Here is a 13241-nt window from a genome sequence, read left to right as displayed (position 1 = left end):
CCTGCTCGACCAGCGACTCCGCCTGGGTGGTCGTCTCGCTCGCGGCGGTGTCGCCCCGTCGTCGCAGCCGGCCAGCGTCAGGGTGGCGGTCAGGGCGGCGATCAGGATGAAAGCGTTGTCGCGACGTGGCAACGGGGGGCCGGCGGGTGAGGAAGCGGGCGCACGGCTCTGCTAGAATGCACGTCTTCCATTCGTGACCGTGCCACGGGGTGCCTGCCCCGTGGCGCTTTCGTCGTTCGTTTTCAGGAGTCGCAGATGTCGTCATCGCAGGAGTCGCCGAAGGTCGGCGTGATCATGGGGTCGAAGTCGGACTGGCCCGTCATGGAGCATGCCGTGGCGATGCTCGAGCGCCTGGGCGTGCCCTTCGAGACCCGGGTCGTCTCCGCCCACCGCACGCCGGACCTGCTGTTCGACTACGCCAAGCAGGCCGCCGGGCGCGGCCTGCAGGTGATCATCGCCGGTGCCGGCGGGGCGGCCCACCTACCGGGTATGGTGGCCTCCCAGACGGGGCTGCCGGTGTTCGGCGTGCCGGTGGAGTCCAAGGCGCTGAAGGGGCTGGATTCGCTGCTCTCCATCGTGCAGATGCCTGGCGGTATCGCGGTGGGCACCCTGGCCATCGGCAAGGCCGGCGCGACCAATGCCGGCCTGCTGGCCGCCCAGGTCATCGGCCTGCAGGATGCCGAGGTGCGCCGCGCCGTGGAGGCCTTCCGTGCCGAGCAGACCCAGACCGTGCTTGACCATCCTGATCCCCGGTCCGACCCGCGCCCCCAGCCCTGATCGACAGCGATGAGTGAGGAGAAGGTTATGGAAAAAGCCATGAACATCGGCGTATTGGGTGCCGGCCAGTTGGGGCGCATGCTCGCCCTGGCTGGCTATCCGCTGGCCAACCGCTTCACCTTCCTCGATACCACCGGCCACCCCAGCGCCGGTATCGGGGACGTGATGATCGACACCGACAGGAAGCACCTCGAGGCCTTCCTCGAGAAGGTCGACCTGGTCACCTACGAGTTCGAGCACCTTCCTGTGTCGCTGGTCCAGGCCATCGAGGAGCACAAGCCGGTCCATCCTTCCAGCGAGGCGATCCGGATCTGCCAGAACCGCGCCGAGGAGAAGGCGCTGTTCGACCGCCTGGGTATCCCCACGCCGGCCTATCGCCTGGTGGAGAGCGTCACGGAACTCGAAGCGGCGGCCCGGGAGCTGGGCACGCCGGTGGTGGCCAAGTCGGTCACCGAGGGCTACGACGGCAAGGGTCAGGCGGTGGTCAAGGATCCGGCCGAGGCCTCGGATGTCTGGCGCTCGATCAACCATCCACGGCTGATCGTCGAGGCCTTCATCGACTTCGTGCGCGAGGTGTCGATCATCGCCGTGCGTGGACGCGACGGCGAGGTGGTCTTCTACCCAATGGCCGAGAACCAGCATGTGGACGGTATCCTGCGCTATTCCATCGCACCGATGCCGGACCTCGACGACAGCGTCCAGCAGGTCGCCGACGGCTACATCCGCTCGCTGCTCGACGAGCTCGACTACGTGGGCGTGCTGACCCTGGAGTTGTTCCAGGCCCGCGACGGTGGCCTGCTGGCCAACGAGATGGCACCGCGGGTGCACAACTCCGGCCACTGGTCCATCGACGGTGCAGTGACCAGCCAGTTCGAGAATCACCTGCGGGCCATCCAGGGCCTGCCGCTGGGTGACACCTCGGCGCGCATGCCCACCTGCATGGTCAACGTGATCGGCCGGGAGGGGGAGTCGGCCGAGATCCTCGCGCTGCCGGATGCCCACCTGCACCGCTACGACAAGTCCGAGCGTGCCGGTCGCAAGCTGGCCCATGTGAACCTGCTGGCCCCCACCCATGCCGAACTGCTTGAACGGGTGCGAGCCTGTGCGGCCCTGCTGCCCGAGGCGCCTGAGCCCCGTTTCAGCTTCGAGTAGGGCCGATTGTCCCTCCCTCAACGTCGAAGGCCCCGCATCATCGGGGCCTTCTTCATGGTAGCGGGGCTGGGTAGCGGATCAGGTGGCCGTGCGGCGCCCCTTGAGTCCCACCACAGCGGAGCCGATCCCGATGAGCACCATCACGGCGATCACCCACAGCGGACTGTAGAAGGTGGTATAGACCTCCCAGCCCATCAGGCCGAGAACATCCGAGAAGGCCGTGGAGGCGCCCACCAGGTGGCCGCCCAGGGTGCCGGCAGAGGAGAACATCAGGCCACCGGTCAGTGCCAGGATTACCAGCACCCAGCGACGATTACCCTCGAAGGCGGCATCACCGGCTTTCCATACCAGCACAGTGATCATCGAGAAGATTCCCAGTGACCAGAAGGCCATCAGGATATGGTTGCGCGCCAGTGGGCTGGTCAGGTTGGCCTCCATGGGCCAGACAAGAAACCCGATAATGATCGCTGCCAGGGCGCCGAGCACACTGAGGATGAGTACCGGCAACAGGGCGGCGCGACTGATCTCGGCCAATCGGCCGGAGAGGAAGGCGCCGACCAGAATCATCAGGGTCGCAAGAGCCCAGAAACCCACCGGGAAATGGGAGAGCATGGCGTGAGTGCCGTTCATGAGCGGTCTCCTTGACGAGTGAAGCGGAAGCTTGGCAGCAGGGCGAGGGTGGTGCCGAGCATGGCGATCAAGCCGGCGAACAGGGTCATCCACCACCGGGAGGTGATCGTGTCGTTGAACTCCATCTCTACGCCGTATAGGGCCAGCTGCTCCTCACTGTGGCGCGCACGCACCGGGGTGCCCTCGGCGATGTCCTCTGCGCCCGCATGGGCGCGACTGATCAGCAGCGGCCAGTCCACCTGTCCCGGGTAGAAGAGGGTCATGTCGAACCAGTCATCGCTCCAGGCGGGCGAATTTCCCGAGAAGCTGGCGGCCTGGAGGTCGGCATCACGACCGAGCCCCAGTGAGTAGGGGTGGGAAACATAGTGCCAGCGGCTGCCGGTGGCATTGCGATACACGGCAATGCCGATGTCGTAGATCCCCTGATCATTGAGGATCTTGTCGTCCAGCGGGCTGCCGGTGTCCAGGTCGCGCACCAGTGTCACGTCCCAGTAGCCTTCCTCCCAGCGCGCCTGGCCGTGGACAGCGATATTACCCCGCGAGCCCTCGGGCTGGCGCAACAGGCGGCGCGGTATCACGTCGCCTTCCTGCCATTCGTGGTCGGGATCGAAGTCGGTGCGGTTGTCCTCGGAAATATAGTAGACGTTGTCGAAGTCGATCTCTTCGGACACCACGTCCTCCCAGCGCAGGGCGCGCTGGCCCGTCTTCTCGGGGTCGAGCATCCAGCGTGGCTGGTTGTTATCGCCATCCCAGTTGGTGGTGTAGGGGCCCGAGCCAGCGTCACTGTTGCGATACTCGCCGACCCACTGGTCATCAGAGGCGCCGATGGGATTGGAGCGCCCGGCCCGCCAGTGCCAGAGGTCCAGGAAATAGCCGGCCTCGCGCTGGGCGGCCAGCACGTCGGCATCCGCGACACTTCGCCAGTCGGTCTGGTCGCGGCGGGTGGCCGGCAAGTACTTGCGCACGTCGCTCTTGCCCTTCTCCTGGCCGAGGTAGGGGTGCTCGGCGACCTCCGCCGGACTGGCGGAGTCACTGAAGAAGCGCATCCGATCGCCGACGGTGATGTAGCCGCCATAGCGACCGAAATCGGGCACACCACCATCGTCCACGAGCATGGCCACCCGGTCCTCGTAGGTGCCGTCTGGGTCGGGCCCCGGCCGGGAATTGCCGTGGCGTACCCACTGGCCATCCGTGTAGCGCAGCATGTCGTGGTAGACATGGGCCTGATCTGCCGGCCAGCGATAGCGAAAGAACATCTGTTCATCGTTGTAGGCAGCCTGGACCTGCAGTGGCATGGTCAGCTCGTCGGGGATCGAGATGTTACGATCAAGGTCGTTCTCGATCACCCCACTCCCCTGGGTGACCCAGGCCAGGCCCAGCGCGACGGGCAGCCCGAGGACCAGCCAGGGAGTGGCACCCTTGTCTTGATGTGACATGTAAACTCCTCGATCAGAGTAAGATGATGTTGCGGACCTTCAGTGTGGGACCTGCTGGTTCCCATGGCATGACGCAGGTCAAGCAAGTTGCGACAAGTTGCCACACCGGTCGATGGCGCCGGGCGTCCAGGAGGAAGACGAGACGGTGACGAGTACAGGAACCCAAGAAGATGTCTGGATGCCGATCGGCCTGTCGCCGACCGCGACAACGCTGATCCTGCTGGGCGTGATCCTCTCCTCGAGCATCTTCGTCGATGCCCTGGCGCGCCGAACCCGGCTGCCACGCATCTCCCTGCTGGTGATGGTCGGCGTCGTCGTGGCCGTCATCCAGCAGCTGGTGCTCGAGGTGCCGGACACACGTCCCCTCAACGGCCTCGGCGAACCCCTGGTCCAGGTGGCGCTGGTGATGGTGGCCTTCCTGCTCGGTGGAGAGCTCACCGTCTCCCGGCTGCGCAGCATCGGCCCGCTGCTGCTCATCCTGTCGATCTCGGTGATCGGGGTGGGAGGACTGGCCGTCGGCCTCGGCCTGCTGGCGCTGGGCTTTCCGCTGGTGGTGGCCGTGTCGCTGGCCGCCATCTCGGTGGCCACCGACCCGGCCGCCGTCCAGGAGACGGTGCGTGACAGTGGCGACACGCGACTGAGGGCGCGGCTGCTGCTGGGGATCGTGGCCATCGACGATGGCTGGGGCATCGTGGTCTTTGGCCTGGCCATGGCGGTGCTGGGTTGGGTGTTGGCCGGTGCCGGGAACGGTGAGCGCGTCTTGCTGGAGGCCGCCTGGGAACTGGGCGGTGCCTTGCTGCTCGGCAGCGTGGTGGGGCTGCCCGCCGCCTGGCTGACCGGGCGGCTGCGTCCGGGCGAGCCGACCCAGGTCGAGGCCCTGGCGCTGATCCTCTTGCTGGCCGGGCTCTCCGCCTGGCTCGGGGTCTCGTCGCTGTTGGCCGCCATGATCACCGGGGTCCTGGTCGCCAATCTCTCCACCCACCACACCCGTTCCTTCAACGAGATCGAGCATATCGAGTGGCCCTTCCTGGTGTTCTTCTTCGTCCTTGCCGGGGCCAGCGTCGACCTCTACCACCTTGATGACGCTCTCGGCCTGACCCTGGCGTATATCCTGCTGCGCCTCGCGGGGCGTTACCTGGGCGGCATGCTGGGGGTGCGCCTGGCGCGAGAGCGCCAGGCCGAGCTGCCAGGCAACATCGGTCTGGCGCTGACGCCTCAGGCGGGGGTGGCGATGGGGATGGCGCTGCTCGCTGCCGAACGGTTCCCCGAGTATGGTGCCGTGCTGCTCTCCGCGGTGGTGGGCTCCACGTTGGTGTTCGAGATCCTCGGTCCCTTCCTGGTCAGGCGGGTGCTGGATTGACGGCCCTGCCGGATGGAGGGCCAGCAAGCATGTACAGCAAGCATGGTTGGCAGGATCATCGGCAGGCCACCATGGTCGCGAACAGGGGGAAGTCGATGTGGCCGCTGAAGGAGGAGGGCGAGACATGGTGATCGGACTGCTGCAGTGCGACGACGTGGCACCCGAATTGTGCGAGGCCCACGGCAACTATCCCGAGATGTTCGAGCGGCTCTTCCACCGGGTCGACCCGGCCCTCGAGTTTCGTGTCTGGCGTTGCCTGGATGGCGAGATTCCCGATGATCTTGAGGCGGTGGACGCCTGGCTGACCACGGGGTCCAAGTTCGGGGTCAACGATGATCTGCCCTGGATCGCCGCCCTCGGGGTCTTCGTGCGCGCCCTGTGGGTGGCGGGCAAGCCGCTGGTGGGCATCTGCTTCGGCCACCAGCTGATGGCAAAGGCGCTTGGGGGGGAGGTGGCGAAGAGCGGCAAGGGCTGGGGCGTGGGCCTCTCTTCCAACCGGGTCAACGAGCGGGCCGACTGGATGGTGCCCTGGCAGCCTGGCCTCGACCTGCTGGTGAGCCATCAGGACCAGGTGGAACGACTGCCATCGGGGGGCCGGGTGCTGGGCGGCAGCGAGTTCTGCCCCTGCTACCTGATGCAGATCGGTGAGCATTTCCTCGGCGTGCAGGGTCACCCCGAGTTCACCAGGGAGTATTCCCGCGACCTGATGGCCCTCCGCGCCGACCTGGTCGGCCACCAGCGGGTGCGCCAGGGCGAGGCGTCACTCTCCTCGCCGCCGGACGATACCCTGATGGTGCGCTGGATCCTGGCCTTCATGTGTCGGGCGATCGCGGCGCGCCGGTGACGGCCGGGGGCCGGTACCTCAACGCACGACCGGGGCCCCTTGGGGCCCCGGTCGCGTGCATGAGGCGTCAGGCTGTTGCCTCTGACGCCAGCCGACTCAGTCCTCGCCGAAGTACCTGGCGTGAATCTCGTCGTAAGTGCCATCGGCCTGCAGTGTGGCCAGGGCCTCGTTGAAGGCCGCGGCCAGTTCCTTGTCGCGCTGGCGGAAGGCCAGACCGAAGCCTTCGCCGAAGTATTCCTTGGGCTCGGTAATCTTCTTGCCGACCACCTTGTAGTCACCGGCCTCGCTCTCGAGCAGGGTGGACTTGCCGATCGGGAAGTCGAGGAAGGCGGCATCGAGGCGGCCCGAATCCATGTCCAGCACCATGTCGTCGGCGGTGGCATAGCGGTTCACGTCTGCCACGTCGCCGTACATGTCGGTCACGTAGTTGTCCTGAAGGGTGCCGCGTTGCACACCGAGGGTCAGACCTTCCAGGGTCACGTCGGACGGGGTGCCGATCTCGACGTCAGCGGGGGCGAACCAGGCCGAGGGCGGCGTGATGTAGGGGTCCGAGAACAGAACCTGCTCGCGACGCTGCTCGTTGATGGTCATGGAGGACATGATGGCGTCGTACTTGCGCGCCTGCAGGCCGGGGATGATGCCGTCCCAACCCTGCACGACCCATTCGCACTGGATGCCGATCTCGGCACACATGGCGTTCCCCAGCTCGATGTCGAAACCGGTCAGCTCGCCATCGGGGGTGCGAAATTCCATGGGTTCATAGGGGACGTCGACGCCGATGCGGATGTCGCGGACCTCGGCACTGGCACTGCCGGCGATCAGGGTGGCGCCGATCATGCCGAGACTCAGGAGTTGCTTCAGTTTCATGGGGTGTTTTCCCGTGTTGTTGGTGGTGTCACCTTGTGGGTGATGTCCTCGAACACGATATTCGATGACCCGGTCAGTCGAAAAGGGGATGGCGCCCATGGCGAGCGCCTGTCTCCAACGGTGATTCGACGATCTCTGTCGGCGGTGGTTCAGCCGCCGGCCGGTTTCAGGTGCGCCAGCAGCCGCTTTTCCAGATAGCGGAACAGGTAGAGGATCGCGAAGGTGAGGCACAGATAGATCGCCGCCACGAACAGGAAGGCGTCGAAGGGCGCGTAGAAACGCGCATAGACGAAACGGGCCGCTCCGGTGAGGTCCATGATGGTGACCACGCTGGCGATGGCACTGGCGTGGAGCATGAAGATCACCTCGTTGCCGTAGGCGGGCAGGGCGCGTCGAAAGGCGCTGGGCAGCACGATGCGCCGCAGCATCAGCCCCTTGGACATGCCGTAGGCCCGCGCCGCCTCGATCTCGCCGCGGTCCGTGGACTTGATGGCACCGCGGAAGATCTCGGTGGTGTAGGCCGCGGTGTTCAGGGTGAAGGCGATCAGTGCCGGCACGAAGGGCTTCTCGAGAATCACCCACAGCCAAGTCTCCTGGATGCCGTCGATGAAGACCACGCCATAGTAGATCAGGTAGAGCTGAACCAGCAGCGGCGTGCCGCGGAACACGTAGCAGTAGAAGAAGATTGGCAGGCTCACCCAGCGGTGCTTCGAGCCGCGGGCGATGGCCAGCGGTACCGCCGCCACCAGGCCGATGATCAGCGACAGGACCACCAGCTGCACGGTGGTGACCAGGCCTTCGCCGTAGTAGCCGAGGGTCTGCAGGGTGAAGATGCTGTTGTCGGCCAGCCGGGCCTCCAGCCAGGTCATCAGGGCTTCCATCAGTCTGCCTCCCGGTAGCCGACGTCATAGCGTTTCTGGAGCCGTGCGAAGCCCCACTCGGAGACACTCGCGATCAGCAGGTAGATGGCGGCCACGATGATCATGAAGGTGAAGGGTTCGCGGGTGGCCTTGGAGGCCTCTGCGGCCACGCGGACCATGTCCGAGAGACCGATCACCGAGACCAGGGCGGTGGTCTTGAGCAGCACCATCCAGTTGTTGGAGAGCCCCGGGATCGCATGGCGCATCATCTGCGGGAAACGGATGCGCCGGAAGACCAGCCAATGGTTCATGCCGTAGGCCCGGCCCGCCTCGATCTGGCCGCTGTCGACCGCCATGAAGGCGCCCCGGAAGGTCTCTCCCATGTAGGCACCGAAGATCAGTCCGATGGTGACCACGCCCGCCACGAACTCGTTGACGTTGATGAAGATGTCGATCCCGAACTGGTTGTAGAGGGCGTCGGTGATCTGGTTGATGCCGATCTGGCCGCCGAAGAACAGCAGCATCATCAGTACCAGGTCTGGCACGCCGCGGATGATGGTGGTGTAGAGGGTGCCGATGCGGTGGGCCAGCCAGCTGCGCGACATCTTGGCGCTGGCGGTCAGCAGGCCGAGCACCACCGACAGGATCAGCGACAGCACCCCCAGCTCGATGGTGATCAGGGCGCCTTCCAGCAGGCGCGGGCCGTAGCCATGCAGGTCGATCATGTCTCTCTCCTTGTCCCGGGGCGGCCCATCAGTGCTTGGGCGCCAGGAACTGCTTGAGGCGCTCGGAGGTGGGGTTGTCGAGCACCTCGCCGGGGGGGCCGGCCTCCTCGACCTGCCCCTGATGCAGGTAGATCACCTGGGTGGAGACATCCCGGGCGAAGGCCATCTCGTGGGTGACCACGATCATGGTGCGGCCTTCCTTGGCGAGGTCGCGCATCACCTTGAGGACGTCGCCGACCAGCTCGGGGTCCAGCGCCGAGGTCGGCTCGTCGAACAGCATCACCTCGGGGTCCATGGCCAGTGCCCGGGCAATGGCGCCGCGCTGCTGCTGCCCACCGGACATCTGGGCCGGATAGTAGTCGGCGCGCTCGGCCAGGCCGACCCGCTCGAGCAGCTGTCGGGCATGCTCGATCGCCTCCTTCTTCGGCTTGCCGAGCACGTGGACCGGTGCCTCGATGATGTTCTCGAGCAGGGTCATGTGGGCCCAGAGGTTGAAGCTCTGGAAGACCATGGAGAGCTTGGCGCGCATGCGCACCACCTGCTTCCAGTCGGCGGGTTCGCGGCCGTGCTTGGTTTCCTTGAAGAGGATCTGCTCGCCGTGCACGAACAGGTCGCCTTCATTGGGCTGCTCGAGCAGGTTCATGCAGCGCAGGAAGGTGCTCTTGCCGGAACCGGAGGCTCCGATCAAGGTGATCACATCGCCCTTCTGGGCCTTCAGGGAGAGGCCCTTGAGGACTTCGGTGTCGCCGAAGCGCTTGGTGATGTTGCGCACTTCCAGGGGAATCGGGCTATCGGCCATGAAACGGGCTCCAGATCGTGGGTGGTTCGCCGCATCTAGGGTCGACCGGCATGGACCGGGGATCAAAACCGGCGATCAAAACCGGGGATAACAAAGAGGACGATTCTAGCAGGCCGGAGAGATTCCGGCAGGAGGCCGCGACGCATCGGCCAGTCTAGCGTGATCCGGGGCGTGGGGGGCATCGGTCATGGGGGGCTCCTGTATGTTGTTGTTGTGCTGGGCGATTATAGTGTCGTGTTCTTCCTGGCTGCTGTGACGGTCGCCGGGACGGAGGCCTCAGGCCGGTGGCGGGCTCGGCACCACCAGCAGCGCCGCCCGGGCGCCGATCTCGACGTCGGCATTGGGAAAGACCACCGACAGCGGGGTCTCGCCGACGTCGAAGGCCCCGGCGCTGGCATCCTCCGCAAGCCGGGTACCCGGCGGAAATTCGGTGAAATTCGGCGTGTCGTCGGGGAAGCAGAGTCGGAAGTCCGGGTCACGGCGCATCAGTTCATGCTCGGCGCGGAAGAAGGCCATGCCGGCCGGCTCGCCACTCGCGGGCGCTCGGCCCTCGACCAACGCCTCGAGCAGGCATCCCATGGGGGCCAGGGGCGCCAGGTCGTTTTGGCCGAAGGGCAGGGCGCGGCCCAGCTCCAGGGTGAAGGACGCCGCGCCATGGTAGTGCTTCGAATAGTGCGAGAAGGTCCAGCTGTGCCGGTGCTGGTGGAGCACCGCCTGGATGTCGGCGGCGGCCATCCAGCGCCACTGCTCCTGCGGCGTCGGCGTCTCGCCGAAGGGCTCGACCACGAAGCGCGGGAAGCGGCTGTCCCTGATGGCCGTGTGCAGGTCGTAGTGCAGCGGGGGAAGCCCCGGATGGCGGCCATAGAAGGCGTCGACCTCGGCCATCAGCGCCCGGGCCCGATCGGCCTCGTCGCCCGTTTCCTCGAGGTCGCGCCGGAACAGCCGGTTGAGGTTGGTGTCGACGTAGCGCTCGCCACGCCGGATCGCCTCCATGTTGCCCAACATGACCAGCAGCGGGGCGCCCAGACGCAGCAGTCCCGATTCCAGCCGCGCGAGGACCTCGCCCAGCAGCTCGATGGGTGCGGTCTCGTTGCCGTGGATGCCGACCGAGAGCACGCTGGCCCTGGCCTCGGCGCCAGTGGCGTCCGGCAAGAGCTCGAGCACCCCGGGGGTGAGCAGCCGGTAGCGTCCGCCGGGAATCCGGCCCTCTTGCGTTGCGGGCCGACTCCCCTCCAGGCCGTGGTCCAGCCATTCAGTCAGCATGTTTACGGTCGGCATCTTCACGGCGCACGTCGACGTCGGTGGATTCGAAGATCCGGTCGGCGCTGGCGGCGACGAAGCCCTGATAGAGGCGGCCCTCGGCGTCCGCATGTCGGAGGGCGAACTCGTAGTAGCAGGTGGGGATCTCCTCGATCCGGCCACCGGCGAAGGTGAAGGGCATGCGGTCGGCCAGCGTCGATGCCTGCTCCAGCAGCACCTCGGAAGACCCCTTGATGCGCCCGCCGGAAGTGTTGATGGCAAGCCCCAGCGACTCCACCTTCGACAGGAGCTTCTCCAGGGTGTCGTGGTGCCGGAGCCGGTTGACGCTGATGGTGAAATGGTTGGCCCGCAACCCGATGATCGACAGCCAGGCGGCGTACTCGCTCTCCTCCGCCAGGGTCCGGTATTCCGCCCAGGTCGGCGCTTCCCACAGGCGTCCGGCCCACATCACCTCCGGCGAGGCGATCCGGGCGGGGTCGATCTGGGCCACCATCTCGTCGATGATCTCCTGGCACCGGGCCGAGAGCTCCCCGCACTTCAGCTCCGAGAGGAAGACCCGCGGCTGGTCGTCGCGGGGAGGCAGGTAGCCCCAGGCGCTCAGCTTCTTCGCCTCGAAGTCGTAGGGCTCCAGGCGTGTGTAGCCCAGCGCCAGCAGGTGAGGCTCGAGATCGGCCAGGCGGATCGGCCCGCGGTCGAAGGTGCGGAAGGCCACATGGTCGTTGACGATGGTCTCGCCGTCGGCGACCAGGGCGTCATGGATGCGGCTCGCCTGGGGCGTCATGGCGGTATAGTCATCCCATAGGCGGGCGAAGAACTGCTCGAGGCTCATCTCGGAGGACATGTCGGCACCTGCTTTCCGTGTTGTTATGTCTGTCTACACCTTCCCGCCAGGGGGCCGTGGACTCAAGGACCCGCGTCGGTCGGATGAAAGTGGCGGGGCCCAGGGTGAAAATTCCGTCAGCGCCAGGGCGCGCAGGCCTCTCCCTGTTCCACCTCGATCAGCCCCTCCACCGGGAAGTCCAGCGCAGCTGCGCGGGCGACCAGCGCCCGATAGGTGGCCTGCTCGAGCGCCGGCGAGCGTGACAGGATCCACAGGTAGTCGCGGTCGGGGCCGGCGACCAGGGCCCAGTCATAGCCGTCATCCAGTGCGAGCACGTTGTAGCCGGCATAGAAGGGGCCGAAGAAGCTCACCTTCAGGCGCCCCACGTCCTCGTCGCCGACGAAGTAGGCCTTGCCCTCGGCGATGCTTTCCTCACCGGCCGCGAGGTCCACCCCGCGGTTGATCACTCGCACGCCGCCGTCATCGCGCATCGAGTAGTCGGCGGTGACGCAGTCGAGACCCTCCTCGAAGGAGTGGTTCAGTCGAGCGATCTCGTACCACTGGCCCAGGTAGCGGTCGAGCGTGAAACCGGTGACGGCGCGGGTGCCGTCGGGAAGGCCGGCGCAGCCGGCTAGACCGAGCCCGGCCAGGGCCATGGTGATCGTCAATCGGGACATCTGGGGGCTCCTTTTGGGAAACGGTGGTCAGCGCCTCAGGCTGTGACCTTTGCACGATGGGGGGCGGATCGCCCTGCGGATAGACTGGCGGCGCACCCACTTATCAGGATGCCGCCAGGAAACCGCCATGACAGACCTTGTGGACCGCTTCGATGTCCGCCATCTCGATGCCCGCCATCTAGATGCCCACTATGATGCGCCTGAGGCCGGTGACGGGCAAAGCCTGTCGGCCCGGCTGCGGGCGGCCTTCCGTGAGGTGGGGTGCGACCCGGACCACCTCGCTCTCGACGAGATCGCCGGCATCGACCAGTTGCACCTCGGCGGGCGCCGTGCCAGCCGTGCCCTGGCGGCCCTGGGCGAGCTGGCGCCCGGCGACCGGGTACTGGACGTGGGGTGCGGCACCGGCGGGGCCAGCCGGCTGCTGGCGGCAGAGTTCGGCTGCGAGGTGACAGGGCTGGACATCACCGCGGCCTTCGTCGAGGTGGCGGGCTGGCTGAGCCGCGCCACCGGGCTGGATGACCGGACGCGATTCCTGTGCGCCGATGCCGCGCGGGTGCCGCTGCCGGACGCCAGCCTCGAGGTCGTCTGGTGTCAGCGCGCTCTGATGAACATGCCCGATGCGGCGGCGGTGCTGGCAGAGTGGTGGCGGTTGCTGGTACCTGGCGGCATGGTGATGCTGCACGAGGTGGTGGCCGGCCACGACGACTCGCCGCTGCGCCTGCCGGTGCCCTGGGCGCGCGAAGTCGCGACCAGCCACCTGCGTGCCCGAGAGGCCCTGGAGGCGCAGCTCGTCCAGGGAGGCTTCGCCCCGGTGGCGGTTCATGACGTCACCGAGGCGGCGCTCGACTGGCGGCGCAAGCACAGCCGTCGAGAGGCCGACCAGGCGCCTCGGAGAGACTCGCATCCAGGGCCCTCGCTGCCGGGGCCGGCGCTGATCTTCGGCAAGGTCTTCGTGGAGATGGGGCGTAACCTGCGCGACAACCTGGCCGCCGACCGGATACGCATCCTGGAAGGAGTATGGCGCAAGGCCTGAA

General features: G+C 66.6%; 14 protein-coding genes. 5 read left to right on the top strand and 9 right to left on the bottom strand.

Going from position 1 to position 13241, the window contains the following annotated elements; all coding sequences use genetic code 11:
- The first annotated feature begins 255 nt into the window (after positions 1-255).
- Together purE and ABE960_RS01770 are read left to right on the top strand one after the other, a co-directional pair.
- Positions 256-777: a 5-(carboxyamino)imidazole ribonucleotide mutase gene (gene purE / locus ABE960_RS01775; protein ID WP_349760499.1), complete on the top strand. Its 522-nt coding sequence runs from the start codon at positions 256-258 to the stop codon at positions 775-777.
- Positions 778-816: 39 nt separating this feature from the next.
- Complete coding sequence (locus tag ABE960_RS01770) at positions 817-1929, top strand: 5-(carboxyamino)imidazole ribonucleotide synthase (protein ID WP_349760791.1); 1113 nt, start codon at positions 817-819, stop codon at positions 1927-1929.
- A 78-nt stretch (positions 1930-2007) separates the two neighbouring features.
- Here the strand turns inward: ABE960_RS01770 and ABE960_RS01765 are convergent, their stop codons facing one another.
- Together ABE960_RS01765 and ABE960_RS01760 are read right to left on the bottom strand one after the other, a co-directional pair.
- On the bottom strand, positions 2008-2559 hold the full coding sequence (locus tag ABE960_RS01765) for a DUF2231 domain-containing protein (protein ID WP_349760498.1): 552 nt from the start codon (positions 2557-2559) through the stop codon (positions 2008-2010).
- Entirely contained in the window at positions 2556-3995 is a 1440-nt protein-coding gene (locus ABE960_RS01760; protein ID WP_349760497.1) for an ethylbenzene dehydrogenase-related protein, read from the bottom strand. Before ABE960_RS01760 ends, ABE960_RS01765 begins: the two co-directional genes overlap by 4 nt.
- Positions 3996-4140: 145 nt before the next feature.
- Here ABE960_RS01760 and ABE960_RS01755 point away from each other — a divergent pair, with 145 nt between their 5' ends.
- Together ABE960_RS01755 and ABE960_RS01750 are read left to right on the top strand one after the other, a co-directional pair.
- On the top strand, positions 4141-5355 hold the full coding sequence (locus ABE960_RS01755) for a cation:proton antiporter (RefSeq protein WP_349760496.1): 1215 nt from the start codon (positions 4141-4143) through the stop codon (positions 5353-5355).
- Positions 5356-5479: 124 nt separating this feature from the next.
- The gene (locus ABE960_RS01750; protein WP_349760495.1) at positions 5480-6199 is read left to right on the top strand and encodes a glutamine amidotransferase-related protein; all 720 of its coding nucleotides are present in this window, start codon (positions 5480-5482) and stop codon (positions 6197-6199) included.
- A gap of 96 nt (positions 6200-6295) precedes the next feature.
- Here ABE960_RS01750 and ABE960_RS01745 read toward each other — a convergent pair whose 3' ends face one another.
- From ABE960_RS01745 to ABE960_RS01715, 7 genes are all read right to left on the bottom strand, one after another.
- Positions 6296-7060: a transporter substrate-binding domain-containing protein gene (locus tag ABE960_RS01745; RefSeq protein WP_349760790.1), complete on the bottom strand. Its 765-nt coding sequence runs from the start codon at positions 7058-7060 to the stop codon at positions 6296-6298.
- A 155-nt stretch (positions 7061-7215) separates the two neighbouring features.
- Positions 7216-7947 carry an ABC transporter permease gene (locus ABE960_RS01740; RefSeq protein ID WP_349760494.1) on the bottom strand — a complete coding sequence of 244 codons (732 nt, stop codon included), beginning with the start codon at positions 7945-7947 and terminating at the stop codon, positions 7216-7218.
- Positions 7947-8651 (bottom strand): ABC transporter permease, encoded by a 705-nt coding sequence (locus ABE960_RS01735; RefSeq protein WP_349760493.1) that lies wholly within the window; start codon positions 8649-8651, stop codon positions 7947-7949. Before ABE960_RS01735 ends, ABE960_RS01740 begins: the two co-directional genes overlap by 1 nt.
- Before the next feature lie 28 nt (positions 8652-8679).
- Complete coding sequence (locus ABE960_RS01730) at positions 8680-9450, bottom strand: ABC transporter ATP-binding protein (protein WP_349760492.1); 771 nt, start codon at positions 9448-9450, stop codon at positions 8680-8682.
- A gap of 276 nt (positions 9451-9726) precedes the next feature.
- Positions 9727-10713 carry a succinylglutamate desuccinylase gene (locus ABE960_RS01725; protein ID WP_349760491.1) on the bottom strand — a complete coding sequence of 329 codons (987 nt, stop codon included), beginning with the start codon at positions 10711-10713 and terminating at the stop codon, positions 9727-9729.
- The gene (locus ABE960_RS01720; protein WP_349760490.1) at positions 10703-11551 is read right to left on the bottom strand and encodes a DUF1338 domain-containing protein; all 849 of its coding nucleotides are present in this window, start codon (positions 11549-11551) and stop codon (positions 10703-10705) included. Before ABE960_RS01720 ends, ABE960_RS01725 begins: the two co-directional genes overlap by 11 nt.
- 116 nt (positions 11552-11667) lie before the next feature.
- Positions 11668-12207 (bottom strand): lipocalin family protein, encoded by a 540-nt coding sequence (locus tag ABE960_RS01715; RefSeq protein ID WP_349760489.1) that lies wholly within the window; start codon positions 12205-12207, stop codon positions 11668-11670.
- A gap of 127 nt (positions 12208-12334) precedes the next feature.
- On the opposite strand from ABE960_RS01715, the gene ABE960_RS01710 reads away from it, so the two are divergent.
- Positions 12335-13240: a class I SAM-dependent methyltransferase gene (locus ABE960_RS01710; protein WP_349760488.1), complete on the top strand. Its 906-nt coding sequence runs from the start codon at positions 12335-12337 to the stop codon at positions 13238-13240.
- Position 13241 lies beyond the last annotated feature (1 nt).

It is taken from the genome of Halomonas aquatica (assembly GCF_040196335.1).
GTDB classification, from domain to species: Bacteria; Pseudomonadota; Gammaproteobacteria; order Pseudomonadales; family Halomonadaceae; genus Halomonas; species Halomonas aquatica.
This window is presented reverse-complemented; position numbering and strand designations above follow the sequence as displayed.